Below are 26,342 nucleotides of genomic sequence, written 5' to 3' on the forward strand. Positions count from 1 at the left end.
TCCTTCTTCTACAGGGGGTCAGGCGAGGACGGGCTTGAGGCGTTCACCGATCCAGCGGGCGACGTTGACCGACACGGCGTTGCCGGCCTGCTGGGTCTGGGCGGCCTTGGTGCCGACGACCTCGTACGTCTCGGGGAACCGCTGGACCGATAGCTGCTCGCGGGGCTGCAACATGCGGAAGTAGCAGTCCTCGATGGCGGGCGCGGTCCGCACGATGGCCGCCGAGTCGCGGGTCGACAGGGTGTGCAGCGGCTCGCCCGCGGTCTTCGGCGCGGCTTTGCGGTACGGGATCACCAACGTGTTGCGGACGCGGGTGCGGACGTTGCCGTCGGGGACGACCAGGCCGTGGTGGCGGGCCGTGGCGATGGTGCTCAGCGGGGCGTCGATCGGCGCGGCGTCGCAGTTGTTGCGGAACTCGACGATGAACGGGTCCACCGTGACGAGGGCTTCGCTCTCGCGGGTGGTGCGGGTGCGCATGGGCTCCTCGATGGGCGAGGCCGTGTCGTTCCACGAGCCGCCCACGGGCACCAGCAGGGCCTCACCGAGCTTGGCCGTGCGGGTGGGCAGCGGCCGGGTGCGCGGGGCGAACGCGCGGTCGGTGCCGTCCTTGCCGTGCGTGAGGGTGACGACGGACGGCTCGTAGGGGAACTTCGCCAGTCCGGCCGCGATGCGGCGCATGGTGTTCGGCACCAGCGGGCGGGCGCGGTCCCCGATGCGCTGGCCGATGTCGTCCCACATGATCACGTCGGAGGCGGGCCGGACGTACGGCTCCACCAGCGCGTGGCCACAGCGGCTGTTCGGGCAGCGGTAGTCGTACTGCTGCTGGTACTTGCCGACCTTCACCCGCGGGTCGCGCCAACTCTGGCGCGCCTTGACGTCCCGCCCGCACTCGAAGCAGTACGCCAGTGGACGGGGGGCGAGGTCGGGTCGGCGGATCCCGGTGAGGGTGAAGACCAGGTACACGCGGTCGCGCCACTGCGGGGCGTTCGGATTGGTCTCCGACCCGATGTGCGCGGAGGACACGGAGACGATCTGGACGCGGTAGCCGAGCTTCTTCATGGCGCGGATCCACTCGGGGAACAGCAGCCAGTCGGTGATGAACTCGACGACGTTCTCCACGACGACGCACGAGAACCGCTTCGCCTCGGCAGCGCGCAGCACGCACCAGGCGGTTACCCGGGTCATCTCGAAGGCTTCCGGGGGCAGTTCGCGCCACTGCTCCTCTTCCTCGAACAGTGCGTCCTGCGCCGGGTCGGGCCGCTTCTTCCCGCCGGCGGGGCTGACCTCGGTGCAGATGACGCTGGCCCACAGCACGAGGGCCTTCGGGAGCCAGCGCATGGGGTAGTTCTGGATGTCGGCGCAGCGCGCCGCCGCATTCGGGTGGTTGAGCCCGAACGTGTCGACGGCGGTCTGCCAGTGGTTGATGCCGAGGATGGGGTCGTAACCGGCTTCCAACAGGCCGGTGGCATCTCCGCCCGCTCCGCAGAGCAGGTGGATGGATCGGGGCACGGTCTTAGGTCTCCAAGAGGCGGGGCCGCCCGGCCCGGCTGGGCCGGGCGACCGTGGTCAGGACTCGTCGGAGGCGCGTAACGCGCGGTGGTGGCGGCTGTCCTCGATGCCGAGGGCGGTGAACCCCAGCAAGCCGAGGGCGCACACGATCAGCAGCCAGATCACCGGTCCGCGCCCCCGGAGGGGCGCGGTGCGCGGCGCGGCCGGTCAGTCATCGCTGCGGGTGACGCGGACGGTCGTGATGTGTCCGGCGGACTCGAACAGCGCCAGCGGGTAGCCGTCCGCCTGGGGCCGCTGCCAGACGCGGCGGTAGCCCTCGTGGTCGGTGAGCCGCTGGGACCACTCCGAGAAGCGGGCGATGGCGGTGGCCGCACCCTCGATCCCGGCGGTCTGGTTGTGGCTCGCGCCGTACGGCGCGGTGTGCGTGGCCGAGACGATCAGCCGGGGTGCGCGGCGGGGAACGTCGAGGCCGTCGATGCGGGCCAGCAGCGGGATCAGGCTGTTGCGGTGGTGGCGCTGGGGGCCGTTGGGGGTGGAGTCGTACAGGACGGTGTGCTTGCTCGGGTCCTGCACATCCCGACGGACGGCCGTCCAGCCGTTCACCTCAGCGGCGTCGGCGGGCAGGCTGTGCTCGGAGGCGATGATCAGCTCCGTGCCGTCCCGCAGGTCGGCACGGACGAAGAACTCGCCTCCTCCGGCGGTCTCGACGTCGGTGACCCAACCCGCGTAGCGCAGCGGGGTGATGACGTGGCTGTAGCGGTGGAAGAGCCGCTGCCACAGCGGGTCGGTGGTGCGGTTGTGGTCGGGCAGAGCCGCGATGGTGGTGGTCATGTGCTGGTCTCCAAGAGGGTGTGCACGGCGGGCGCACAGAAAGCACGCCCGCCGCTGAAAAATGTCACCTATCTCAGGTGAAGCGGATGTCAGATGGTGGGCAGTTCACTGCGGGCGAGGATCTGCACCGACCACATCCGGCCGCCGCGGGTGACGACGCAGCCGATCGCGCGCCCCTCGTGGGGCAGGACGAAGCCGCTGCCGCCTTCCTCGTTGCTCAGGTCGCTGACGAGCTCGCGGACGCCGTGTTCGGCGCACTCGGCCGAGCAGTAGAGGTGGTCGCCGAGGCGCGGTGCGACCGGTGAGCCGTGGATCACTTCGGCGACCACGACGTAGACGTCGGGGGTCGGGGTGAGCGTGTCGGTCAAGGTGGTCTCCAAGAGGTCGTGAGTTCGGTGGGTTCCGAACTCATGCTTATATCTTAACGGCGTACACCGAGGCGTCAATGTTGCCGATCTCGTGAATGCCCCTGTCTCTGCCGGGAGTTGGCGCCCTTCTCGCGGCCCATTCGTGCCAGCTCTCGCACCCGTTGGCGGGCCATCTCCAGAGCTTGCGGGTCCGTTGCCGCAACGCGCCGCTCCTGCTCGGCGAAGAACTGCCGTAGCCAGTCCTGCTGCTGGCGGTGCTCGCGGTCGGCCGCTTCGCGCCGCGCCTGCTCCCTCCCGGCACGTGGGTTCGTTCCGCACCCGCGACAGTTCGACACCGGCTCGGCGTGCTTCGGGCAACCCGCCCGCTGCGGCTCTCCGCGCTCCGCCTCCGGCTCCCCTGCGGCGTCAGCCGTGGGGGTAGGGGGGTGAGGAAGAGAAGAGGAAGAAGAAGGAAGAGAAGGGGTTTCCCCAGGGGAACCCGCCCGGTTTCCCGAGGGCAACCCACTGGGTTCCCCCAGGGCAACCCTGCCCGGAGCGTCATCAGGGTTCCCCTGGGGCAACCCTGGCTCCGAAGCGGCCTCGGCGGCGGCCCGTGCCTCTTCCCGTGCGGCGACATCCTGTTGTGTCCGGGCCGCCGACGACGGCTTGCGGCGCGCGGTCTTGCGGGCCAGCCGGGGGTTGGTCGGGGCACGCTGCGCCGTCCGGCGCCGCTCGATCAACTCCTCCGTCGACGGGATGGGAGGCACGCCGTGCGGGAACACCCGGTACTCGGCGCGGCGGCCGACACGTCCGATCGTGACCCGCTCGACCAGGCCGAGGCCGACGAGCTGGGTCACCACCGTGATGACCTGCTTCTCCCCTACGCCGGCCCAGGCCATCATCCGCTCCAGGCCCGGCCGGGCCAGCCGGGTCTGGTCGTCGGCCGAGTCCGCGATCTTCATGAGGACGAGCTTCTGCGTGGTGTTGATCACCTCCTTCGGCAGGTAGGCGGCCACCACCATCAATTGGATGCTCACCGGCACCTCTCCGTGTTCCGTCTGGCCCCGCCCCGCGGGGGCGAGGACGGAGCACGCCGGCTCCGCCCCCGCCGTGTGGCGCGATCAGGGCTTCTTGCGCGCGGTGACGTTGATGCTCACCGCGGTCCGCCGGTCGTGGTCGAGGCGCGTAGGCACGGGGATGCCCACCTCCTTCAACATCGCCTTCATCGACGCCGCGTCGGGCACCATCGGCACCTCCAGCCCCGCACGGCGGTACAGCGCGACCATCGCCTCGACGTCATCGACCTTGGTCGGGTTGCCGCCGCTCCACTTCAGGACGTTGTCGCCGTAGACACCGGGTTCGGAGCCTTCGAGCTGGGCGCGCAGGAACTTCTGCCTGTCCTTGAGCGGCTTGATCTGCTCGGAGACCTCGGCGTACTCGGCCAGCGCCTTCGCGCGTTCCTCGTCGTCGTGGATGAGCTGGCTCTGCGGGGAGCGCCCGGCGACCAGAGGCCCCCAGCACGCGGTGCGGAAGGGGCAGTGGTCGCAGATCGCGGAGATGCCCGGCCCCTGGAAGGTGCGCGGCAGCTCCTCTGGGGAAGCGGCGGCCCGCACCTGCTGAACCCACCAGCGGGCACGGCGGGCGCGGTCGGCCTCGTAGGCGATCTCCTGAACGTGGTCGTCACCCGAGTCGCGGTTGATGAACCGGAAGCGGATGCGGGCGACCGGCACCGGCCCGAGGTGGGCAAGCTGCCGCTGGCCCCGGACGCTGGCGAAGCCCTCCGTGCCGAGCAGATCGGCGTACAGGTACACCTGCCTCAGCTCGGCCTCGCTCGCGCCGTACCGCAGGACGCTGTCCCACTGGTACGTGCTCTTCGTCTTCACGTCCTCGACGGTCGTTTCCTCGGCCGGGAGCGTGGGGCGCAGCCGCTTCGGGAGCCGGGCGGCGGTGGCGCTGTCGAGCTGGACGGCGTCGATGTGGCCCCGGACGGTCTCGTCCTCGACGCGGCGCTCGACGAGCCAGCCGTACTCCTCGCGGGCGGCCTCAAGTATCCCGGCGTGTAGCCAGGTTCCGAGAATCGCCTTCCGCTTCTCGCCGACGTCGGTCGGGGTGCGGCCGTGCAGGAGGTACCCGGCCCGGCGTGCGCACACGGTGTCGCTGGCGCCGAGCTTGGTCTGTTGGGAGCGGGGGCGGCGTGCGTCCGCCGCGTGAGCGGCGGGCCACAGGCTGACGGGCCGCTCCGGCGCGATGGCCATGGTGGTCACGGTGTTCTCCAAGAGGATGGGGTGCCGCCCGCCCGACAGCGGGCGGCACCCGGTGTCGACAGGGTCAGGAGGCGCGGCGGGGAGCGGAGGGCCGCTTGCGCTGGGTGCGCTTCGCCGGAGCCGGGGCCTCGTCGGACTCCGCGGCGGTGTCCGGCTTGGCCTCCGGGGGAGCCTTCTTCGCGGCACGCGCCCGCTTCCTCGGCGCGGGCTGCTCCGTGCTCTCGTCCCGGTCCCCAGCCTGGGAGTCCTCGGCGGACTCCTCCTTCGCGTCGCCCTTGTCGTTGCCGCCCTTGTCGTCGCCCGCTTCGAGCCCGGCGGCCTCGCGCAGGCGTCGGGTCGCCTCTTCCGCCTCGCGGACGACGGCTTCAGCGTCGGCCCGCGCCATCTCCTCATCCACGTACACGCCGGACAGGTCCTGCGGTGCGGCCATGCGCAGCGCGCCGGCCTCGGCGCACTTGCGGAGCATGTGGGCGGGCATCTGCTGCCACATCTTCGCCACGACGTACGCGCCCTGCTTGCGGTCGTAGTACGTCGGGGCGAACTCGTCCCAGCGGGCGATCATGGGGAACCGGCTGGTGCCGCGCAGGACGGTGACCTTGACCGCGGCCGGGTACGCCTTCGACAGCCAGACCTCGTGGGCGTTGCCCTCGGAGTCGTAATAGACGGTGTCCTCGTACGAGATGGACTCCCCGGCCTTGCTGGCCGCGCGGTGGGCGACCGTGCGGAAGCCGTCGATGCCGGTCTGGATGGTCCAGGTCTTCTCCGGCTCGTCGGGGTTGTCGGCGGCCTTCCAGTTGGTGCGGCCGATCATGTAGATCTGCCGCGCGAACGGGTCGAGGCCGGACCGCACGCAGAAGTGGAAGAACAAGGCCAGTTGGGCACGCGGTGCCTGGGCGAGTCCGGGGCTGATCAGCGACAGGGCGGCCACCTGACGTGCGTCGAACTCGACTTGGTCGGCGCGCAGAACGACGGCGCTCTGGGAGACGCTGCGTTCGGGCAACTTCTCGGGGGCGGTCGGCGCCGGTGCGGCCGACGCCGTGTCGCCGTCCTGCTGTTCGGTGGGTTGGTTCATGGGTCGTGTCTCTCCAAGAGGGTTGCTTCACTCGGTCCGCAGGCTGCGGACCTCGAAGGCGCCCGCCCATTCGGGGTGGCGCTCGATCAGGAGCCGGACGTACCGGCTGCGGAAGTTGTTGTTGAGGCGGAACTCGTCGCCTTCGGTCGCCGTGACGTAGCGCCAGCGCAGGACCTCGAAGAGCATCCCGATGCCGACACGGCTCGCGCCGCGCTTCAGGTAATCGGCAGTCAGGGCCTCCAGCGCGCGCAGCACCCAGGGGTTGAGCTGGTGGAACGTCTCGAACTGGGCCTGGATGGACGCCGGCTGGCCGTCCGGCTGCTTCACGGTGTGGATGACCAGGCCCGGTATCTCGTCCTGGACGGCTGCCATACCCATCCCCTGATGATGACTTCTTTCAAGAATGTCACCTATCTTGCGGATCGGCGGACAGATGATCAACCCCACCGATTACAGGCGCGACTTCACACGCTCGGCCCGACGTCAGAAAGAGGCCCGATCGGCCGCTTCCTCCATGCGCGCCTCACGGGCCTCGTTGGCCGCCGTTGCGGCTCGTAGGGCATCGACGGCGACGTTGGAGTCGGGGTGCTTGAGGACGTAGAGCGAGAGGGCCCCTTCGAGGACCAGGGCCTCTCGGGCATCCATGGCCACAATCTCGCCGCCGTCCGGTGTGGCGGTGAACTGCACTGCTGCCTCCTTGGTGAACTGCGGACCCCCGTAACGGGGATTGCTTATATCTTATTCGCAATTCGGGGCCAAGTACACTGTTTGCGCAGGTCAGAGGGCCTTTCGGGCGTGGCGACCTCGGGTCAGCACGCGACTGCCGGGCCCGTCGTACGTGCCGTCGCGCAGGGCGGCGACGACCTGTTCGTCCACATCCCAGGGCAAGCTGCGCGCGCTCTCGCGGAGCTTGGGGACGGCGTCGAGGACGGTGTCCAGCATCCAGAGCATCGACCCGGACAGCAGCCAGTCGTGCTCCGGGAACCGCCCTGTCGCGATGGTCGTCGCCAAGTTGCCCTGCGCGGGCAGGTGGAATAGCTCGATGATCTCCTGCTGGCCGACGATCGGCGGCAGCTCATCCCCCAGGCCCGGCTCCCAGCCCTCGCCCTGCTCCGCGATGATCCGCGCCTTCACACCCAGGTCGACCTGGCGAAACCGCGCCGTGGTCGCTCCCCACCCGGCCGCGAAGCCGAGCGGCCAGTACCGCACCCCGCTGACGACGATGGCGGTCTCCGGATCCAGCACGCTGCCGCGGCTCGGGGACAGCCACTGCGCAACCTGCTTCGGATCGACGCGGTACAGCGCGGCGAACTCCTGGTGCCCGACCAGATACGGCTTGCCCCGACTCATCCCCGTCCTCCGGTGTCTGCCCTGGATGCAGAGGGCAGCGTAGCCGTACGCGTACGCCGGCGGGCGCGGCGGTCGCTGCTATGGTGGCGGCGGTCTTTCTCCAAGAGGCCAAACGGCCCCCGCTTCGGCGGGGGCCGTGTGCGTTGCCGCGCGCTCTACGCGGTCTTGCCCTCGGGCTGGTCGGCGGTGGAACTGAGCCGGGTCGAGCCCTGCTCCTTCCTCTGTCGCGTGAACTGCAGGGCGTGGATCGTGCGCCCGCCGGTCACCTCCCGGAAGGCGGTCGCCACCTCGCCCTTGGTCAGCCGCCGCCCTCCCAGCGTGAACAGCGGTCCGTCCGTGCGGGACCCGATCAGCTCGCGCAGCGCGTTGGCCGCCGACGCGGTGATCCCGGCCTCGTAGACGTCGCCTTCCTTCGCGTGCCGGATGACGACCAGGCGGTCATCCAGCTCCGCGTCCGGCACGTCGAACGCCAGAACCTCATCCAGCCGGACCTCCGACTCCCAGAGCGGTTGCCACACCGCGCGAACGGCGGCCGGGACCGCCGGGTTCGCGAGAGCGGAGTCCACCTCCAGGTCGGTGACGAGCAGGTGTGTCGTATCCATCATGACCCCCAGGCCGCAGGAACAAGTGCGCCCTCACGCTATGCGCGCTGTCGGACAACACCGCTTTACAGCCTGGGTGTTCGTCTCAGCCGCGGGCCAGGCTGAAGGCGGTGAGCACCACCGCGGTGATGCTGGCCAGTACGGCGAGGGTCGGCAGCGGCCATCTGGTCTTCTCCAGCGCGCTCACCCTTTCCTCCAGATCTTCCAGGGCCTTGTCCGTTTGGTCGCTGCGCTGGACGAGTAGCGCCAACTGTCCGTCGATGCGGGCGAATCCGACCTCCAGCGCCTGGCGCAGCTCCGCCAGGGCGAGCGCGACCTGTCCTTCGGGCACAGTCCTTCCTCCTGTTCTCTCGCTGCCCGGTGATCAGTGCTGGGGCGTGGCCGGGTCGCGCTTCATCGGCAGCCACGAGGCCGTTCCGGGCCTGCCCAGGACGGTGCCGAGGGTGGACTTCAGCGCGCTGAGCGCAGCCGGTATGGCGGAGACCGCGGCGGCCTGCCACGCCGAAAGGGACACCATGTCCGTCGTGCTGGAGGCTGCCATCAGGCCCAGCAGCGCCTGGAGGTAGGTGGCAACGGTGCGCTCGGCGACATCGGCAAGGGCCTGCGGCATCGGGTCGTGCTCCTGGTTCGGGGTGGTGGGGGTGGGGGTGAGGTCGGCGGCACCGGCCTGGTGCGGGACGCGCAGGTCCGCCCAGGTCTGCGGGCCGGGAATGCCGTCGGCGTCGGCGCCGTGGTGGCCGCGTTTGATCTGGTAGGCCGCATACGAGCGGCGGTGCGCGTCGTTCCACACCGGGCCGGGCGGCGTGTCGTAGGAGTCGCAGCCCTCGGCGATCAGCCGCTTCGCCATCGCGGCGATCACCGGGGAGGAACGCCCCTCGCGGAAGAACTGCTTGCCCGGGTACGCCGCATACTTCGGTGTCGGCTTCGGCTTGGGCTTCGGGTCCGGCTTCGGCTTGGGCTTCGGGTCCGGCTTCGGCTTGGGCTTCGGGCCGGGCTTCGGCTTGGGCTTCGGGCCGGGCTTCGGCTTACCGGCGTCCTTGAGGTGCCGGGCGACCCGGGCGCGGAAGTCGTCCATGTCGATGCCGCCCGGATCCGGCTTCCCCGGCTGCCACTCCTTGTGGCCGATGACGGAGTGCTCGTTCCAGCCGTGCGCACGGCAGATGGCCGCCGCCGCCCGCGCCATCGCGTCGAGCTGGGCCGCCGGCCACGGCTGACTCCCGGTGTTGATGCACTCGAAGCCGTAGAAATGCCGGTTGCCGTCGGTATCCGCTTCGTTGTCGCGCGGGAGGTCCGTCTTCTCCGCGATAACCGCGAGCAGGACGTCCGTGTCTCCCATGCCGGCGTGATTGGTCCGGCCGTAGCCGACCAGGTGGATCGTCCCGGACCGGTCGATGACGCCATGGCACAGGGGACCTGGGAGATCCTGGTAGCCGACGCGGCACAGCTCCACCATGTCCTTCTCGGAGCTGTACGGCCCGGTGTGGTGGATCATGACCCCGTTCGCGGGGCCCCAGTTGCCGTGGGTATTCCGGTTGTGGGTGCGCCATTTGCCGTGCTCGACCACGCCGAGCCCGGCGCCCTTCAGCACGGACAGGAACCTGTCCGCGCTCAGCGGTGTAGCCACGCGCTTCATCCTTCTCCCCTGCGCCGGATGGCAGTCGGCCGTGGCCGCCGCGGCGGTCCGGTCCCTCGGGAGTGCGAAGCAGGTGGAGGGTCACCCAGGCGTCATGCTACCGGCGGCGCACCGGCCGGTGGCCGGGGTGCGCAGCCGGTCAGGTGTCGGCGCGGTCGGTCCGGAACGATGTGCTGTCGAGGCTGATCCAGGACGCGCGGACGCTGCCGCCGCCCTGGACGCGCAGCCGCACCAGGCCCTTGGGGTCGATGTCGAGCTGGAGGCTGCGGCGTGCCGCGTCGGAGGCGACGTCGACCGTGCGCGGGGCTTGCGGCCAGTACCCCTCGGGCAGCAGCGCAACCAGTTGCTCGTCGGAGGCCCGGCCGCTCGCCAGTCCGATACGGCCGCAGAATTCGGTCGTGTCCCAGGGGTTGGCGCGGAACTGCGGCGGCTGCTCCTCGTCGGGGACGGTGGTGTCGCCGGTCAGCGGAAGGTCGCGCCACTCCGGGTACGGCGCGCGGTGGGCGCGCTCCAGGGTGACGACCCGCTTCTCCAGCTTGGCCAGTCGGCGGCCGAGGTCGGCGATCGTGTCCGGCACCTACTGCTCCTCTTCCTCGCCCGTCTCGTCCTCGGGCTTGTTCGTGCGCTCCAGCTTCAACGTCACGCGCTCGGCCGTCTCGCCCTCGCCGGGCCGCACCGTCCAGCCGACGATCCGGCACCAGCCGTCGTACTCGGTGTGCGGCTCGAACAGACGGATCCGTACGTCGTCCCCGATGCGCAGGGCCTCGATCGGAGCCGCCGGGTGGTCGATGATCTCCAGCTCGGTCAGGGAGGGCAGGACCTGGCGGGCCAGCCGCTCGCGGCGGGCCCGCTGCTTCAGCTTCGCCTCGTCCTTCTCGCTCGTCTCCAGCCGGTGTTCCAGGCGCAGGCGGCCGTTGCGCACGCCGTCCACGACGACCTTGCGCTTCTTGCCCTCGCCCGCGCCCAGGCCGATGACCCACTGGGCGTAAGAGTCGGCGTCCTTGATGACGTGCGGGGTGCCGACCACGTTGGCGCCGGTGGTGAACGTCAGGTCCTCGCGGCGCCGGCCAAGGCGCGGCGCACCGAGGATGATGCGGCGCTCGGCACGGCGCCCGCGCCATGCCACGGTCTCCGACCACTCCAGGCCGTCATCGATCTCGGCCATCTCATCCACGATCTCGCCGAGATTGCGCGGGTCGGTCTTGGAGGTGGTGAAGGGGTCCTTCGCGGTGCCGGTCTTCGCCTTGGACTTCGTGTCGTCCACGACCACGCCGAGGTCGCCGTCCGGCTGCGCCTGGGCGTAGGCCCACACATCGCGGATCACGTCGCACGGGTCCGCTTCGATGTACGGGCCGCGGCCGTCGAGGTTGCCGTGCAGGTCGAAGCGGCGGTGGAGGTAGCTCGTGAACCCGGAGGCTTCAACGGGCAGGGTGTTGCCCTCCGGTTCGGCGCGCCACAGCAGCCCGCCCCAGTCGAGGCGGGCGTTGCGCTCGACGAGGAGCACCGTGTCGCCGGCGTCGAGCGCGTCCGACAGCGAGCGGCGGAACGCGGTCGGCAGGGTCGCCTTCAACGAGCCAGGCCCGGATATCTCCGGGCCGTACTCGACCTCGCTCAGCGGCAGATTCCAGTGCAGAACATCGCCGGTCGCGGCGCGCGCAACGATGTAGCGGTAGTCGGCCATCGTCACGCAGGCCCTTCCGTGAACGCGACGTCGAGCGTGACCGTCGTGCCCTTGGCCACGGTCAGATCGCCGTCGCCGTACTTGTCGATCTGGTTGATCTCGACGGCCAGGTGCTGGCGGGTGCCCCGGTAAGCGGGCGGCACGGCGAGCGTGTCGGCCAAGGTCACCGAGGAGCGGCGGGTGGTGGTGCCGTCGTCGTCCACAACGGTCGGCTTAGCGGCGCGCTCCCCGAGCCGGGTGCGCAGCTCTGCATAGACGGACCCCGCCTCGGCGCGCAGGCCAGAGAGGGTGACGACGATGGTGGCCGTCGTCGCCCAGGCCGGGACGTCGAGGTCCCAGGCGGCCTCCTTGGGCCAGGCCGCCCACTGGCCGTGCTTGCCGGGCACCTTCTCCGTGGTGGTCGGGTGCACGGTGCGCAGCGTGCGCTCGGTGCGCGGGTTGGCCAGCCGCCGCAGGTCGGTGATCATCTCGGCGGTGATCGTCGCGGTGTTCCGGGGGATGGTGATGCGGGCCAGCGGGATCGCCGTCATCTCCCGCAGCGCGGTGGTGTCCTGGGAGCCGATGTTCTGGATGAGGTGGAAGTAGCCGATGTTCTGGCGTTGCGGGTCGCGGTCGCCTTCGAATTCCGGGTCCTCGATGCGCAGCACGAGCAGGTCGGTACGGGCCACCGGCCCGGTCGGCGGCACGTCGACCACGGTGTCGCCAATGTTGGACTGGGTGTAGGCCCCTTGCCACGGCCGGGCACCGTGGATCAGTGCCGAGCCGTCGCCGACCCGAACACCGGGGCCAGGGGTCTCCAGCGGCCGGACCTTCAGGTCCTCGCTCCCGGCGACGCCCTGCCGGCCGCGAGCAAGGTCGCGGATCATCAGGCGCATCGCGCGGGCGGAGTGGTCGGCCCCGCGCACCATCATCGGGGGTTGCAGCGTCACGAGTGCTCTCCGTTCACAGGGTGGTGTACGCCGACCGCCACGCCACCTCGAGGCGCGCGGTGCCGGACGGGTCGTTCGCGCTCCACGCGATCTCGGACCGTCCGGGCGGCAGAGTGAACAGGTCGAGACGGGATGCGGGGCTGAGGTAGTTGGCGACGTTGACGGTGCCGTTGCGCAGGGCCCAGCAGGTGCCGGGCCGGGTCTCTATCTCCACCCACTCGCCGTCGCGCAGCGACTGGTCGAGTTCGAGGACGCGGCGGGTAGCCGTGTTCCAGATGCGTGGGTCGGTGACTGGGCCGTGCACGCGCAGGCTCGGGTAGGTCGGCACGTCGCCGTGGTTGGTGACCCATCCGGGACGGTCGTCGGCCGGGGGGTGGTGTGGGTCGGCCGGGCGGCGGCAGGCGGCGGGTCGGCCCATTGCCTCATCGACGGTGCGGTCCCTGCTGCGGGGGCGGGCGGCCTGGTCGAGGCCGAGCGTCAGCTTCGACAGTTCGTCGTCGTACCAGCGGGGGTTGTCCAGGCCGACGAATTCGATGTCGAGGGGTATCCACCCGTGCACCGCGTTGGCTGTGCTGGCCGCCTCCATACGACGAAGTCGCCCGTACATACGGCGCGTTGCATGCCCGGGCCACCTGCCTCGCAGGACGTGACGGCCGTCGGGATTGGTACGGGCGTCGGGGGTGTCCAGGGCCCGCTCCAGCCGGGCGAGGATTTCGGCGGCCTTCACCGGGTCGCCGGGCGTCTTGATGCCCGCCTCGAAGCGCAGAGGGCGCGGACCGTAGAAGTCCCGGCCCGGGGACGTGCCATCGCTGTTCGAGTTGTCGGCGTCCTGCGGCCGGGTGCCGGGTGACCCGAGCCCTTCGATGTTCCCGACCGGTACGTAGCTGCCGGTGCCGAGGACGACACCGCCGATCTCGTACTGCCACGCGGCCAGTTCGGGGCGGCTGTGCTTGTTCGGTGCTGTGGTCATCACACTCTCCCGCCCCGCTGCGCGTTGCGCAGGGTGCGCATCATCTCGTTGCCGATCTGCTCGGGGGTGGCGGAGCTGTCGGTGACGGTGACCGGCATGGAGCCGATCAGCGGCTGTTGCTCGCGTACGACGACGACCTGGACCCGCCCGCCGGCGCGGGCGTCCACCACACGGGTGCGGGCGCGGTCGCTGCCGGTGCGGATGTCGAAGGAGCGCACGACGCCCGCCATGGCCGCGACGCTTCGGGCCTGCTTGAAGCTGCTGGCGAGCATCGGGTTGTAGTCGCGGCTGCTCCGGCCTCGTACGCCGCCGTTGGCGTACCACTCGACCTGGCCACCGAACCGGTCGACCACGGTCTCCACGATCGCCTTGCTGCGGTCACGCTTCGAGGCGGCCAGAGGCACGTAGGCCTCCCCGCCGGTCTCGGGCTCACCCCAGATGCGCCAGCTCCCGGCCGGGGCGATCTGCGCGACGTGCTGCTCGCGGCGACGGGGGCCGGTGATCCCGCCGTCGGCGAAGTAGTCGACGACTCCGCCGTCGGCCTGCTTCTTGGCAGCGCGGGCCTGGGCGTCGGCCTGCTTCTGGATGGCGTCGGCGATGGAGGCGTTCGACTCGCGGAGCTGGTCGAAGATCGTCACGTGGCGCGTGGTGACGGTCACCTCTTTGCCGCGCAGCGCGTTGATGCGGCCCTGGATCGTGTCGGCCGCCTTGGTCGGGCCCCCGGTGGGAACCGTGACCTTCACGTCCTTGGAGCCGGGGATCTTCTTGATGCGGAAGCCGAGCGACTCCAGCTCCTTGCGGGCGCCCGCGGTCGGCGCGCTGACCCGGACGCTCTTCGCGCCGGGCGTCGCCCGGATCTTCGCCTGCACGGCCTCAAGGCTCTTGATCGCCGCGGCGGTCGGCGCCGACACCTTCACGTTCTTCGACTTCGGGGTCTGCCCGAGCTTGTCGATCAGCACGTCCAGGTTCTTGCGGACGCCCGCGGTCGGAGCGGTGATCTTGATCTGTCGTGTGCCTGGCACCGTCTTGACCGTGAAGCCGAGACTGCGCAGCTTCTTCTGCGCCCCGTCGCTCAGCGAGTCAACCTTGATCGTTTTCTGTTTCGGCAGCCTGTGGAACTCGGCCTGCACCGCGATCAGGTTCGCCAACGTGCTGTCCATGCCCTTGGTCTGGAGCAGCAGCGACACCTTCGACGGCAGCAGGCCGAGGCTGTCGGCGACGCCCTCGGCTTGGGCCTTGGTCAGCCCGTAGCCGCGTGCGGCTCGGATCGCCTCCGCGCGGGCGCGGCTCATCTCCCCGCTGGCCTTCGACAGCGCCGCGGGCAGCGACTCACCGTTGCGGATGGCCAGGTCGTAGGTGGCCACCGAGGCGTCGGCCGCCGCGTCGGACAGGGCGGTGAGCTGGGTGTAGAGCTGCTGCCCATTCCTCGTCGTGGTGTTGAGGGTCTTGTCCTCGTTGACGAGCTGCTTGCCGCCGTAGCCCTGGCCGCGGTTGACGCTCTTGCTGCCTTCCTGCAAGTCGAGGACGGCGGAGTTCACCTTGGCCTTGGCTGCCTGAAGAGAGATCTGGCCGCCCGACAGCAGGTCGAGCGCCGACTTCAGTGAGCGCGTGCGCGTGTCGGCGTCGGCGGTCTCGTCTGCCAGACCGCCGACGGCCGCCTTCAACCGGTCGTATGCGGAAGGGCCGTCCCCGGCCCCCTTGGTGGCCTTGGCGAGCTCCTTCGCGTTCTTCACCGACTCGGCCATCTCGCCCTTGACGCTGCCGAGCGCGTCGGCGGCGTCCTTGTACTGCTGGCCGACCTCGGAGTAGTCCTGGATGGTCGCCTTGCCTCCGGCGACGTCCTTCCACACCTTGTGCTTGTCGGCGGTGGCCTGGAGCTGCTTCTGCAGCGCGTCCAGCGAGGTGCCCTGACCCAGGTACGCGTCCGTGAGCGACGCGAGCGGCACGCCGGCCTGCTCCATGACCTTGGTGAGCTGGCCTTGTTCGGTCTTCGTGTCCAGCAGGGCCTGGGCCGCCTGCTGGCGGACGTTGCTGTCGATCTGTCCCCCGGACTCACGCAGCGCGGACGTCAGGGTGGAGACGCGCTGCTGGTGTTCGGCAGCGGCCTGCGCGGCCTTCTGCTGGCGCGCCGCGAGCAATCCCAACCCCACCGACACGCCCGCCATGACGACCCCGAACGGTCCGCCGAGCGCGTTGGTCACGCCTCCGAGCGCCGAGCGCAGTCCGGATCCAGCTGCCCTGCCGACCCCGTTGAGCGTGCCGACGAACGTCTGCCCGGCGCCGTTCGCGCTGCGGAACGCAGCCGTCATGTTCCCGAGGAATCCGACACGAGCCTGGACCGCTGCCCATGCCGCTCCGTACCGGGACAGCGCGACGCCGGATGCGGCGGCCAAGGACTGCTGCACCCGCATCTGCTGGTTGAAGGACTGCACCCCGGACCGGACGGGGCCGGTCATGGTGTTCGCCATGTTCGTCAGGGCGGGCTGCGCGCGGCGGAACAGGAGCATTGCCAGCGCGGCCGACTGGATCGGCGCGGGCAGCGCGCCGAACGCGCTGACCAGCCCGCCTACGAGGTGGCCGATGGGAACGAGGACCAGGGACAGCCCGGAGACCGCGTCCATGGCCACGTTGCCGACGGTGGCGATGATGTCGAGCGTGCGGGCCGCCGCGCCGCCCTCCTCACCGAGCCCGGCGACGGCCTTGAGGAGCGGTTCCGCGCCGTCGGCGGCGTTCTCCAGGACGTCGCCCAGGGTGCTTGCGGCGTTGATCAGCAGGTTCAGGCCGGTGGCCAGCGAGTGCTCACCGATCTCCGTGAGCGGCCCGATCAGCTCCTTGGCCTCATCGATGAGCCCGCTGAGCCCGTCCTTGGTCGCCTCCTTCAGGTCGGGGCCGTACAGGGTGGCGATGTCGCGGCCGTAGTCGAGGGCCGTGGTCAGGTACGGGGTGGCCCCGGCCATCCCGCGGGTGAGCAGACGGGTCACCCACTCCAGGCCGGGCGCCATCCCCTCGTACAGGGCGATCCCAGTCTGCTTGGCCTGGGTGCGCAGCTGCGTCATCGCACCGGCGAGACCCTGGCCGCGCGAGGCAGTGATGGACGCTGCCGAACCGGTCTGCCGTACCGCCATCGACAGGGCGTCGAAGGACTCGGTCCCCTGGTGGGCGAGCGCCACCGCGCCGGACAGGGCGGGCTTACCGAAGGCACGGGTCACTCCAGCCGCGAAGTCCTTCTGGCTCATGGAGTGTTCGGCCTTCGACAGGCCGTCGATCACCGTGCGCAGGCCCTTGAAGCGTCCCTGCGCGTCCCAGGCTTCAATGCCGAGATCCCGCAGGGCGTTCCTCATGATCGGCGTCGGCGCCGCCAGGTTGGCGAAGATCCCGCGCAAGCTAGTGCCGGCCGTCTGCCCGAGGATGCCGCTCTTGCCGAGCATGCCGACCGCGGCGGCGGTGTCCTGGAGGCTGACGCCGAGCGCGTTCGCGACCGGTCCCGCGTACCGCATCGAGTAGTAGATGTCGGTGATGGAGCCGGAGGCGTTGTTCGCCGTGGCCGCGAGGGTGTCCGACGCCTTGGACGCCTGATCAGCACCGAGGCCGTACTGATCCATGATGTCGCCCAAGTACTTGGCCGACGTGGCGGCGTTGACGTCGGCCGCCGCCGCGAGCTGGAGCGAGGCGCGTACGGCGTCGATCGACTGATCCGCACGGAAACCGGCCTTGCTCAGCTCGACCATGCCCTCGACGGCATCCGCCGACGTGGACGTGGGCAGCGTCAGGTCATTGCCGAGTTCCTGAGCGACGACGGCGGCGCGCTTCATCTGCGCCGCCGTCGCGCCGGTCACCGCCCGGAACAGGTTCATCTGCCGCTGGTAGCGGTTGCCCTCCTCGATCATCTCGCCGGTGCCGAGGACGAGGGCGCCGCCGGCGAGCATGTTCGTGGCGGACAGGCCCCGGCGACCGGCCCCGGCGGTCGCCCGCTGGAGCCGGGACATAGACCGAGCGCCGTCGTCCCCGGCCGCGCGCAGCGCCGCACGGGCCGCCCCGGCGCGGGCGGCGATCCGGTTCAGCTCGCCGACGGCCGCACGGGAGGAACGATTCAGCGCGGCGAACTGCGCAGCGAGCCGCGCCCCGTTGGCGTCCAGTCGGGCCAGGGACCGGTTCGCGGCGTCGGTACGGTCCCCCAGCATCCGCATCTGGGCGGAGGCAGCACGGGTTCCCGCGATCAGGTCGCGGACCTCGGCGCGCATCGCGACCGTGAGGGTGAACCCGGCCACCGCGGCGGCCTCCTTACTTACGTGGTGCGGGGGTGGATCAGGGGCGCGGCTCGTACTGCTCGCGCGGCAGGAGCTGGATCTTCACGCCGTAGCCGGACCGGTCCTGGGGGACGTGATCGCGTTCCTGCTCGATCAGCTCGCAGCCGGGGCAGCGCAGGGTGTCGGTGACGTAGGCGTGGGGGTCGCCGCCGCGTTCGCGGTCCCACTCCTCCAGCCGGGTGTGGCACTCCGGGCACACCGACCGCTGCCACTGCGCCCAGGCCAACGCCTTGGCCCGGTCGAGGTCGGACCAGCGGCCGTCGCCGCCGAGGAACTGCGAGTGCGGGATGCCGTACCGCTCGCACAGCTCCAGTTCGGCGCGCAGGCCGGCGTCACGGCTCAGCCTTTTCCCAGCTCGACCCGGCTCTCCTGCTGGATCTGCCAGGCGGCGTCCCACAGCGCGTTGGCGTCCGGCGCCGACCAGCCGTTCAGCAGCTCCTCGGCCTCCTCGCGGCTCATGCCGTCCACGGAGGCCGCCGCCACCAGCGCGGCGGGGAAGGTGTCGGCGTTGAAGATCGCCCCCTCCTCGGCCTGCTGCTCGGTGGGCGGGTGCTCGCTGATCAGCTCCTCCAGCACCGGGCGCGGCAGCGCGCGGAAGGTCAGGAACTCCGAGGCGGCGTCGAGCGCCGCCAGGGCCTGGTCCCGCGCCGCATCAGCATCGGCGGCCTGGCGCGCGGCCAGCTCGTCACCGGGGTTGGCCTCGGCGACGAACCGGGCACGACGGGCGGCCTGCTCAGCCTCGTCGTACCGCTGGCGCAGCTCGGCGTCATCGCAGATGCGCAGCCGGTTCTGCGGGCGGGCCCGGCGGCGGAGCCGTTCCATCTTGGCCGACCACGCCCCCTCCGCCGCCGTGGCGGAGGGGGACGGGCGCTTGGCCTGTGCGGGGCGCGACACGATCAGCCCTCATCGGCGTCGTGCTCGCGGACCGTCGCCTCAGTCTTGGTCTTCGTGGTGCTGACCACGGTCACGTCGACGTGGTCACCGTCGGGGTGGCCGTGCCCGTGGTCGTCGTCGCAGTCCTCGTCCGGCAGCGGGCGGGGATGGGCCTGCGGCACCGGGCGGTCGAGCGACGGCTCGTCAGTGATCGTGAAGTCGACCTTGAACTTCGCGGCCTCGTTGCCGGTGCTGTACGTCGCGGCGCGGGTGGCGACCTGCACGGGGAACACGTCCACCGAGCGGGAGCCGGGCAGGTCTCCCTTGCGGAGCAGGATGACGTAGCCCTTCGCGCCCTTGGGGAGCTGCTGCTCGATCGCGTCGGAGAAGCGGTCCTCGTAGAAGGTCAGGCTGGAGTTCTCGGCCTTGTCGTTGCCCGGGATCGAGGAGTTGAAGGTCGAGCCCATGTCGGGGGTCTCGATAGGGTCGTTCTCCAGTGCCCAGCCCTCGATGTCCGAGACGGCGTCGGTCAGGGCGAAGGCGTTGGTGATCTCTCGGCGGCTGGGGTACTTCGGGTCGTTGAGGTCCTTGGACCACAGGATCTTGGAGATGCCGCGCCGCAGAAATCGGGTCTGGGTCTTCTTCGTGCTCGTGGACACCGGTCCGCTCCCACTTCTGGGGCAGCGTCCCGTGCCGAGGCCCTGCCCCTTGAGGTTCAAAGGGGGTTCGCCTGGCCTGGGGCCTAGCGTCCGCGCGGGCCTCCGCGGTGAGGATCAGAAGAATCGATTCTTCATGCTGGGGTCACGGTGATCGTGACCCGCTGCACGTAGGACACGATAGCGCCTGCCGCCGACACCGAGGGCTCTCCTCCGGCGTCGTAGGTCAACTCCCGGTCGATGACGCGCGCTTCGGGAACGTGCAGGTCGTGGGTCCAGCTTCCGTCGGTACGACCGACGACGCCGGCGCGTACCCGATCGGCCAGCCACTCGACCTGATCGGCCCGTTCCCCGACCGAGGTGACCTGGTAGGACCAGGCGGCATCGGCGTGCCAGTCCCACAGCGGCGGGCCCGCGAACTCGGCGGGCAGCGAGTCGAGGATCGTGTACGGCACGGGCGCGGGCTCCCAGCCGGACTTCCCCTGAACACGCGGGAGTTCGCCGACGCCACACGGGCGGCCCGTGACGTGCTCCAGGAGGGCGGCGAGCGCGCGGGTCACCGGAAGACGAGCGGTCACGGCAGCACCCCGTCCGCCAGGGCCTGGATGAACGCCGGTTCGGTCTGCCGGAACGCGGGCTCGACGTGCGGGAACGGCGGCTGCCGGTAGTGCCGCCCGAGGCTGTCCACGCCGACGAAGCCGTATTCCAGGCGTCGCGCCTGCGGGGCGTCGGAGAACACCTCGGCGGTGACCTCGCCGCCGCCGCTGCGCATCCGGACGTCCCAGGAGGCGCGGTACTGCCCGGTGATCACGTTCGGGCCGGGCATGCCGCTCGCGTTCCGCTGGATGCGGACCCGCAGCAGCATGGCGTGGTGCCGTGTGATCGTCCGCGTACGGGCACGGGTCGCCGGACCCATCCGGGCCAGCGCGGCGGCCAGCGCGATCGGATCACGGAACGCGGTCGCGTCCGGGTGAGCGTTGGGGTGCGGGTTGGCCGGGTCCATCAGTCGATCACCTGCACCCTGACGATGCGCACCACGCTGTAGGTGCCCACCGCTTCGTCGGAGACGCGGAACCGACGGCCCACCAACTGCGGGTCACGGGGACCACCGGGGCGCACGGAACCGGCCACGCGGATCACGTCGTCGCGCCGCAGCACCGGGGCATCGACCGGCAGCACGGCCTGGTAGTCGGTGGTCGGCGGCTCGACGGCGACCGACCCTCCGACGGGCTGGGTGATGGCCGGGCGGCTGATCGGCATCACCGCGCCGAGCCCGTCCCAGACCAGCTCCTCGTCCGGCGCGGGCGGCACGAGCCGACCCGTGGTCTCGTCCAGCACGTCATCCGTATGGCCTGCGCTGTCCCGCCACGCTTCCAGTTTGTCGTCCAGGATGCGGTCGAGGACCCGGCGCGCACCCTCCACGTCAAAGGCCACGGGCCCACTCCCCGAGCTGGGTGAGCATCGCCTTGGTCAGCGAGTACGGCTCGGTGCCGAGGTCCGGCCGTGCCAGCGCGGCGCGTTCCAGGGCCTCTGGGTCGATCGCGTCCAGGAAGACGGCTGCCACTGGGCCCGGGTCGGGCGGGTCGGCAATCGCGACGCGGGCCATCCCCGACCACTGGCTGTCGCCGCGGTCGGCAACGTGCAGCAGAATCTCCGGCCGCTCCCCGGCGAAATGGGTGACGGTGTACGCCTTGACGGCCCTCGGGTCTATCCGTGTGCCGTCGATCTCGATGTCGGCCTTACCGCCCCGCGCGCTGATCTCAACGCGCCGGGCGGTGGCCGTGTCGTTCGCCTGATCCATTCAGCCGACGCTAGGAGCAGTGTCGGACACCTCGAGGCGGCAGGAACGGAGCCCCGTGTGCGCCGTCCCGTGCCTGGCCAGCCGTACGGGCGTCCTGGCGTGGATCTACGGGTTTGCTCCGTCGGTCCGTTAACACTTGGCGACGGGCCTTCTGGGCACCATTCGCAATACGTACTCTGGCCACAATGCTCCGATCAGCGAGGGGAAGCCGACGTGAATGAGAGCGTTATGCTGGGGGACCGGCTCCGGGTGGCACGCAAGACGCGGGGACTGTCCGCCGCGCAACTTGCCCAGCGGGTCGCGGTCTCCCCCAGCCTGGTGCAGAAGCTGGAGTCCGGCGCGCGGAAGGCGACGCCGAGCCTGATACTCGCCCTGTCGAGGGCCCTGCACTTCGGCCCCGAGGTGCTGACCGGTCAGCCGTACTACGGGGACCCCGAGGCGGAGGACGGCGTGCACGCCGTCATTCCGGAGCTGAGGCGCATCCTGCTGTGCTTCGACACCCCAGATGAGCTGGAGACGCGTCCACGCGCTCTGCCGGTCCTGGCCTCCGAGGTGGACCAGATCGCAGCTCTCCGGCGTGATGCCCGGTACGTGCCGATGGGGCCGCTGCTCCCGCCGGTGATCACAGAACTGACCCACGTCGCTCTCAGCGCGCGTGGCGATGAACAGCAGAAGGCGTTTTGGCATCTGGCCCGCGCCTACCGCGCAGTCAACAGCCTGGCCCACAAGATGGGGCACCACGACCTCGGCAATACGGCGCTGGAGCGGGTGAGGTGGGCAGCGGATCGCAGTGGTGACCCCCTCATGCAGTTCACGGCCGGGTTCCTGGTGGCGGGGTCGATGCTGCGGCAGGGAGCTACTGAGTCGGCTCGTCGCAAGCTCAAGGGTCTGCGGCACGAGTTGGAGCGGGCCCAGCCGGAGCATTCGTACACCGACGACGCGCTTGCGGTCGACGGGGCGCTGCTGCTGAAGCTGGCGGTCGTTGAATCGCGGGACAACAACCCCGATGCGGCGGAAGAGTTCCTGCGCGAAGCAGAGCAAGTCGCGCTGATGGCCGGCAACCGGGACAGCCTGGCCTACGAGATGAGCTTCGGCCCCACAAACATCAAGATCCACTCGGTGCATACGTTGATCGACACCGGCGACAGCGAGCAGGCCCTGGCCCGGCTCGCTGAATGGGGACAGGGCGGAGCGGCATGGGCGCCGCCTGCCTCCACGGTGGGTGAGCGATCCAGCCACCATCACATCGACGTCGCCTCCGCACGCCTGGCGGAAGGTGACCGCGGCGGAGCGTTCGCAGAGCTGAAGCGAGCCCGGAAGATCGCGCCGAATCACACGCGATTCCACCCATCCGTGCGCGAAACGCTCGGCTCACTGCTGCGCATGGACACGCACCCGTCGGCCGAGTTGTCCGCGTTCGGCACCTGGGCCGGAGTCGCGTAGCACAACTCCCTTTACTCTTGCGGGACTTGGCCTGAATTGGGTGCGGACAGTTTGTCCGCGCACACCCGCCTCCAGAGTGGAATGGTCCTCTCACACTCAGTTGTGAGGGGGCCTTTCCTATGTCGGACGCGATCCCGACCACTCGACTGCCAAGGTGGATGCCTCTCGGCAGCGAGCCGGAGTTGTGTCCCGCCGGCACGTGGTGGGACGCCATCCGTGCGCCCGAGCACGTGGGCCGCAGGGCCGTAGAGCTCATCGAGGAGCAGGGGCTGCCTGTCGGGTCCGTCGTCCTCGACGACGGCGGCCGTGAGCCGCGCATGTACTTCCTGACGCCGGTCGGCACCGCTGAACGGTGGGAGGAACAGGGCACTGTCGCGTTGGGACCGTCCTGCCACGTTCTCGTCCCCTCGGCGAAGCGGACGTCCGGCCCCGGACTCCACTGGCACCGGCTGCCCACCGGCCCCCGTGCCGTGATCTCACCTGACGGGCTTCACCGCGCCCTGATCAAGGCGCGCCGGGAGCGCGAAGGCCCCCATTAGGACTCGCTCTGCGGCCTGAACTCCTCCCCATGGGAGCTGCCGCAGAGCGGCTAGACGCCGCCCCACCCACTCCCCGTGGGGCGGCCCCCGCCGGACCCCGGCGGATGCAAGTGATTGTTCCAGCACGTCCGACACACAGAGAGGATCAACTGTGCCTCAGCCCAGGCGAGAGAAGAAGGACCACCTGATCTACGCGGACGTCGTGGACTCCAAGTCCAAGGCGGGCGTCTGGATGGGTGAGCGGGCCTCCTTCCAGGAGAAGCAGGGCCGCATCATCGAGGCGCTCAAGGAGCAGACCGACTGGGTCGAGCTGAAGGACGCGATCATGGTCATCGGCACCGACCCGGCCGGCATCACGGTCATCGCCCCCAACCCGACCCTGCCCGGCGTGATCGTCCTCGCCGACGGTGGCTCGCCGGCCACCTCCGCGAAGCTCCAGGCCACCGCCGAGGACAAGGTCCGCGAGGTCATGGCCGAGCTCGGCATCGCCGAAGAGGAAACGGCGGCCTGACCAACATGGCCGTCCCCCGGATGCTGTGGGGGAAGTACTTCCAGTACGAGCGGGACGGGGAAGCAGTTCTCCTCGACCCGGTAGGGCTGGACAGTGTGTTCATCGACTCCGGCGAGGTCCACGACCTCGCCGGGGTCCCCCCGACCGCGACTCATGAAGCCCTCGCAGGGCTCGGCTTCACCTCCGACGGCCCCGTGGCCGACCGGCGAGAAGCACTCCGTAACCGTCTTCGACTCCTTGGGCTCGACGCCACACCTGACCGCATCAGCGGTCTGCGCGTAGTGCTCACCGACCGCTGCAACATGGCCTGCACTTACTGCTTCGTCGATACGAACACCGGCAAGCCGGACATGACGAAGGAGGAGCTGTCGGAGGGCTTGGAGTTCCTGTTCGAGCAGAACGCCGGCCAGGAAGAGGTGTCCATCCAGTGGTTCGGCGGCGAGCCGACGATCCGCTTCGACCTCATGCAGTACGGCGACCGGCTCGCAGATACCCTCGCCGACCGCTACGACGTCGCAAGGGTCCGGCGCACGGTCGTCACCAACGGGGCCCGTCTGACCGACGAAGCCCTCGACCACTTCGTCGCGTACGAGTACGGGGTCGGCATCTCCATCGACGGCCCCCCGGGTATCAATTCCGCCCATCGCCTCCTGCTCGGCGGACAGCCCGCAGACGACCGCATCCGCCGCAACGTCGCCCGATTCGTCGAGGCGGAGGGGCTGCACGTGGGCTGCAACCTCACCCCAACGGCCGCGAACATTGGGCGCTTGGCCGAGACTGTCCGGTGGATCATCGATGACCTCGGGCTGAAGTTCATCTACGTCAACACTCCCATCCCGACTGCGGGCCGCTGGCAGGTAAAGGGCGCCGACCTGGCTCAGGAGCTCTACGAGGCCCGCCTGGCCGCCCTGGGTCGCGGCGGAATGCTGTTCTCTGTCCTCGACCGCGCCTTCCAGGCCCTCGACACCCGCCGGCCGATGCTGTTCGACCACATGCAGGGGGACCGCAGTCTGAACGCCGCCCTGCTGCCCGGCAACCGGGTCAGCCTGTGCGACATCAACTTCACCGAGCCGTCATTCCTGCACACCCTGGACGAGTTGCGGGCCGATCCCGGCCGCCTGGCTGGTGTGGCGAAGAACGTCGCACCCATACCCGAGTGCGGGAACTGCCCGGCGCTCGCCATCTGCGGCGGCCCCTCCCGCAACGAGCAGGCCCTCGTCGGAGGCACCAGCCCTGATCCCGAGATGTGCGCGTTCTACACGAGCACCGTGGAGATCGCCGTGTGGGACAACACGGGGGTGCAATGAGCGTCAAAGTCCGTACGGCGCTGGTCTCCACGGCCGGGCACTGCAAGGTGGCCTGCGGCTTCTGCTTCCGCGCTGACCGTGCTCACGGCTTCCTCGACACCGCGACGTACACACGCACACTGTCGCGGCTGCGGGAGGCCGGCGTAGAGGGCGTATGTCTGACGGGTGGCGAGCCCACCCATCATCCGCAGCTCAGGCAGCTTGTACGGCTGGCGCACCAGTTCGGCATGTCGGTGTCGATGGTGACCTCGGCTCGCTCCGTGGCCGAGGTCATCGCCCTCTCCCATGTGACCCACCTACTGAGCAACGTGACCGTGTCCGCCGACTCGCAAGGCGCGATGCTGCTGGGACGCACCACCCGCACGGCGGCCTCGGGCATCGCCACGCTACGTGCCATCAGCACCGAGACGAAGATCCTCCACGTGACCTGCTGGAGCCTGAGCGACGATGAGTGCCAGGAGCTGGCCGACCTCGTGTCCGAGGCAGGCGTGGAGGTCCAGTTCAGCCCCGTCGTCCTCGACGAGCGCGCCTTGCGCCGGGACGGCAAGTCGGTCCAGGACTATCTGGTACAGCAACATCTGGACGCCGACGTGCTGAGCCGCTACTTCAACCTGTCCGATCGGTACCGGGCCTACCTCGGCGAACTCCGGGACCTACAGCTGCCACCGACTGGGGGCGAGCGGTGGTCGTGCCGCTCGGCGACCGCGTACGTGTCCGCTGACGGTCAGATACGGCGCTGTCCCTACGGCCAGGCATCAGTCAGCGTCCATGCGCCTCGGGCCAGCATCAGACAGTTCCTGAGCGATCCGGCACAGGACCGCGTGACCCCGGACTGCGCTGCCATCTGCCGATCCTCCGCCGCATCCGACGACCGCGCGGCGTCGTGCGCCGCGCCGGCGTGAGCGGCGCTACGTACACGACTCCATGGACCGCCCTATGACGATCACGACACCGGACGACTTCACACATCGGTGGCGGCAACCACCGAACTTCCCCCTGGAGGTCGCCTTCGACTACACGTTCCTGCCCGCCATCGACATCCTCGACCACATCCGCCGGGACGCGGAAGTGCGCTTCACGATCCTCGGGGACGACGACTGGCAGGTGCGCATGGATCGCACCGCCGCCTTCCGCACCGCCCCGCTCGAAGAGATCGTCACGTGGCCGTTCCGGCTGGTGCACTTCAACCTCAGCCGCTTCTACGACGACCTTCTGCACGGCTTCCAGGACGAGGTGATGATCCCCTGGCGCGCCCATCTGTCCGCCCGGGGGTTCACCTGGCAGCGCCTGGCTCCGATCCTCTTCCTGTCCACCGAAGGCGCGTCCTCGACGTACCACAACGACAACTCGCACGGCCTGGTCTGGCAGGTGCATGGCACCAAGACGTTCCACAGCTACCTCGCCCCCGACAAGCACCTCTCGGCCGATGCCGCGGTGATCGGCGAGACGACGGGTGAGGAGCCGCCCGAGCATGACGCGGCCGACCGCCAGTCCGTCGTCATGCGGCCCGGCGACCAGTTGTGGAGCCATGCCCTGACCCCCCACTGGGTCACCACCGAGTCGTCGCTCGCCATGAGCGTCACCCTCTCCCACGGCGGCCTGTGCCACCAGGGCCGCTTCTCCGAGCGGGAGTTGGCACTGCGGGCCTACTGGGACAAGAACCCTGCCGAGGCGTGGACGCATGACCTGCGCAGCGTCCGCTACTGAGACCGCGTCC

General features: G+C 70.0%; 29 protein-coding genes and 1 pseudogene. 6 read left to right on the plus strand and 24 right to left on the minus strand.

Annotation, left to right across the window (positions count from 1 at the left end):
• Positions 1-18: 18 nt before the first annotated feature.
• The 24 genes and pseudogenes from ACFPZJ_RS01015 to ACFPZJ_RS01130 form a co-directional block, all read right to left on the minus strand.
• Positions 19-1,509 carry a DNA cytosine methyltransferase gene (locus tag ACFPZJ_RS01015; protein ID WP_381015850.1) on the minus strand — a complete coding sequence of 497 codons (1,491 nt, stop codon included), beginning with the start codon at positions 1,507-1,509 and terminating at the stop codon, positions 19-21.
• 207 nt (positions 1,510-1,716) lie between these two features.
• Positions 1,717-2,340, minus strand: coding sequence for a hypothetical protein (locus ACFPZJ_RS01020; RefSeq protein WP_381015853.1), 624 nt, complete (start codon positions 2,338-2,340; stop codon positions 1,717-1,719).
• 89 nt (positions 2,341-2,429) lie between these two features.
• Positions 2,430-2,708 (minus strand): hypothetical protein, encoded by a 279-nt coding sequence (locus tag ACFPZJ_RS01025; RefSeq protein WP_381015855.1) that lies wholly within the window; start codon positions 2,706-2,708, stop codon positions 2,430-2,432.
• Between the two features lie 74 nt (positions 2,709-2,782).
• The gene (locus ACFPZJ_RS01030) at positions 2,783-3,730 is read right to left on the minus strand and encodes a helix-turn-helix domain-containing protein (RefSeq protein ID WP_381015857.1); all 948 of its coding nucleotides are present in this window, start codon (positions 3,728-3,730) and stop codon (positions 2,783-2,785) included.
• Between the two features lie 78 nt (positions 3,731-3,808).
• Positions 3,809-4,942, minus strand: coding sequence for a PD-(D/E)XK nuclease family protein (locus ACFPZJ_RS01035; protein ID WP_381017263.1), 1,134 nt, complete (start codon positions 4,940-4,942; stop codon positions 3,809-3,811).
• 73 nt (positions 4,943-5,015) lie between these two features.
• Positions 5,016-6,023 carry a phage recombination protein Bet gene (gene bet / locus ACFPZJ_RS01040; RefSeq protein WP_215170661.1) on the minus strand — a complete coding sequence of 336 codons (1,008 nt, stop codon included), beginning with the start codon at positions 6,021-6,023 and terminating at the stop codon, positions 5,016-5,018.
• 27 nt (positions 6,024-6,050) lie between these two features.
• Positions 6,051-6,401, minus strand: a complete 351-nt coding sequence (locus ACFPZJ_RS01045) for a hypothetical protein (RefSeq protein WP_381015860.1) — start codon at positions 6,399-6,401, stop codon at positions 6,051-6,053.
• 105 nt (positions 6,402-6,506) lie between these two features.
• Entirely contained in the window at positions 6,507-6,710 is a 204-nt protein-coding gene (locus ACFPZJ_RS01050; protein ID WP_381015863.1) for a hypothetical protein, read from the minus strand.
• Positions 6,711-6,800: 90 nt separating this feature from the next.
• Positions 6,801-7,373 (minus strand): hypothetical protein, encoded by a 573-nt coding sequence (locus ACFPZJ_RS01055; RefSeq protein WP_215170665.1) that lies wholly within the window; start codon positions 7,371-7,373, stop codon positions 6,801-6,803.
• 155 nt (positions 7,374-7,528) lie between these two features.
• Positions 7,529-7,978 carry a hypothetical protein gene (locus ACFPZJ_RS01060; RefSeq protein WP_381015866.1) on the minus strand — a complete coding sequence of 150 codons (450 nt, stop codon included), beginning with the start codon at positions 7,976-7,978 and terminating at the stop codon, positions 7,529-7,531.
• Positions 7,979-8,060: 82 nt separating this feature from the next.
• Positions 8,061-8,306 carry a hypothetical protein gene (locus tag ACFPZJ_RS01065; RefSeq protein ID WP_073751616.1) on the minus strand — a complete coding sequence of 82 codons (246 nt, stop codon included), beginning with the start codon at positions 8,304-8,306 and terminating at the stop codon, positions 8,061-8,063.
• 336 nt (positions 8,307-8,642) lie between these two features.
• Positions 8,643-9,599: pseudogene (locus ACFPZJ_RS01070) on the minus strand (peptidoglycan-binding protein); the annotation flags it as partial.
• A 148-nt stretch (positions 9,600-9,747) separates the two neighbouring features.
• The gene (locus tag ACFPZJ_RS01075) at positions 9,748-10,185 is read right to left on the minus strand and encodes a hypothetical protein (protein WP_381015867.1); all 438 of its coding nucleotides are present in this window, start codon (positions 10,183-10,185) and stop codon (positions 9,748-9,750) included.
• Complete coding sequence (locus ACFPZJ_RS01080) at positions 10,186-11,295, minus strand: hypothetical protein (protein ID WP_215170673.1); 1,110 nt, start codon at positions 11,293-11,295, stop codon at positions 10,186-10,188.
• Positions 11,292-12,218, minus strand: coding sequence for a hypothetical protein (locus ACFPZJ_RS01085; protein ID WP_381015870.1), 927 nt, complete (start codon positions 12,216-12,218; stop codon positions 11,292-11,294). The genes ACFPZJ_RS01080 and ACFPZJ_RS01085 overlap by 4 nt, the downstream gene beginning before the upstream one ends.
• A 13-nt stretch (positions 12,219-12,231) precedes the next feature.
• Positions 12,232-13,188, minus strand: a complete 957-nt coding sequence (locus ACFPZJ_RS01090) for a phage distal tail protein (protein WP_381015872.1) — start codon at positions 13,186-13,188, stop codon at positions 12,232-12,234.
• Positions 13,188-17,456, minus strand: a complete 4,269-nt coding sequence (locus tag ACFPZJ_RS01095) for a phage tail tape measure protein (RefSeq protein ID WP_381015875.1) — start codon at positions 17,454-17,456, stop codon at positions 13,188-13,190. The genes ACFPZJ_RS01090 and ACFPZJ_RS01095 overlap by 1 nt, the downstream gene beginning before the upstream one ends.
• Before the next feature lie 37 nt (positions 17,457-17,493).
• Positions 17,494-17,892, minus strand: coding sequence for a TFIIB-type zinc ribbon-containing protein (locus tag ACFPZJ_RS01100; RefSeq protein WP_215170681.1), 399 nt, complete (start codon positions 17,890-17,892; stop codon positions 17,494-17,496).
• The gene (locus ACFPZJ_RS01105; RefSeq protein ID WP_215170683.1) at positions 17,835-18,389 is read right to left on the minus strand and encodes a hypothetical protein; all 555 of its coding nucleotides are present in this window, start codon (positions 18,387-18,389) and stop codon (positions 17,835-17,837) included. The genes ACFPZJ_RS01100 and ACFPZJ_RS01105 overlap by 58 nt, the downstream gene beginning before the upstream one ends.
• A 2-nt stretch (positions 18,390-18,391) precedes the next feature.
• On the minus strand, positions 18,392-19,027 hold the full coding sequence (locus ACFPZJ_RS01110) for a phage tail tube protein (RefSeq protein ID WP_055550365.1): 636 nt from the start codon (positions 19,025-19,027) through the stop codon (positions 18,392-18,394).
• Positions 19,028-19,158: 131 nt separating this feature from the next.
• A complete protein-coding gene (locus ACFPZJ_RS01115; protein WP_143662768.1) occupies positions 19,159-19,602 on the minus strand; it encodes a hypothetical protein in 444 nt (147 codons plus the stop codon).
• Positions 19,599-20,027, minus strand: a complete 429-nt coding sequence (locus ACFPZJ_RS01120) for an HK97 gp10 family phage protein (RefSeq protein WP_215170687.1) — start codon at positions 20,025-20,027, stop codon at positions 19,599-19,601. The genes ACFPZJ_RS01115 and ACFPZJ_RS01120 overlap by 4 nt, the downstream gene beginning before the upstream one ends.
• Positions 20,027-20,458, minus strand: a complete 432-nt coding sequence (locus tag ACFPZJ_RS01125; protein ID WP_215170689.1) for a DUF6093 family protein — start codon at positions 20,456-20,458, stop codon at positions 20,027-20,029. Before ACFPZJ_RS01125 ends, ACFPZJ_RS01120 begins: the two co-directional genes overlap by 1 nt.
• A complete protein-coding gene (locus tag ACFPZJ_RS01130) occupies positions 20,448-20,825 on the minus strand; it encodes a hypothetical protein (protein WP_381015878.1) in 378 nt (125 codons plus the stop codon). Before ACFPZJ_RS01130 ends, ACFPZJ_RS01125 begins: the two co-directional genes overlap by 11 nt.
• 228 nt (positions 20,826-21,053) lie before the next feature.
• Between ACFPZJ_RS01130 and ACFPZJ_RS01135 the strand changes: the two genes are divergently transcribed.
• The 6 genes from ACFPZJ_RS01135 (at position 21,054) to ACFPZJ_RS01160 (ending at position 26,332) form a co-directional block, all read left to right on the plus strand.
• Positions 21,054-22,268, plus strand: a complete 1,215-nt coding sequence (locus ACFPZJ_RS01135) for a helix-turn-helix domain-containing protein (RefSeq protein WP_361001241.1) — start codon at positions 21,054-21,056, stop codon at positions 22,266-22,268.
• A 158-nt stretch (positions 22,269-22,426) separates the two neighbouring features.
• A complete protein-coding gene (locus ACFPZJ_RS01140; protein ID WP_241837774.1) occupies positions 22,427-22,807 on the plus strand; it encodes a hypothetical protein in 381 nt (126 codons plus the stop codon).
• A gap of 151 nt (positions 22,808-22,958) precedes the next feature.
• Positions 22,959-23,318 (plus strand): hypothetical protein, encoded by a 360-nt coding sequence (locus tag ACFPZJ_RS01145; RefSeq protein WP_381015881.1) that lies wholly within the window; start codon positions 22,959-22,961, stop codon positions 23,316-23,318.
• Positions 23,319-23,323: 5 nt separating this feature from the next.
• Positions 23,324-24,625 carry a radical SAM protein gene (locus tag ACFPZJ_RS01150; RefSeq protein WP_084907741.1) on the plus strand — a complete coding sequence of 434 codons (1,302 nt, stop codon included), beginning with the start codon at positions 23,324-23,326 and terminating at the stop codon, positions 24,623-24,625.
• Positions 24,622-25,527 carry a radical SAM protein gene (locus tag ACFPZJ_RS01155; protein WP_381015884.1) on the plus strand — a complete coding sequence of 302 codons (906 nt, stop codon included), beginning with the start codon at positions 24,622-24,624 and terminating at the stop codon, positions 25,525-25,527. The genes ACFPZJ_RS01150 and ACFPZJ_RS01155 overlap by 4 nt, the downstream gene beginning before the upstream one ends.
• A 34-nt stretch (positions 25,528-25,561) precedes the next feature.
• Positions 25,562-26,332, plus strand: a complete 771-nt coding sequence (locus tag ACFPZJ_RS01160) for a hypothetical protein (RefSeq protein ID WP_381015887.1) — start codon at positions 25,562-25,564, stop codon at positions 26,330-26,332.
• Positions 26,333-26,342 lie beyond the last annotated feature (10 nt).

Origin of the sequence: Streptomyces bullii (assembly GCF_042657145.1) — a bacterium.
GTDB classification, from domain to species: Bacteria; Actinomycetota; Actinomycetes; order Streptomycetales; family Streptomycetaceae; genus Streptomyces; species Streptomyces bullii.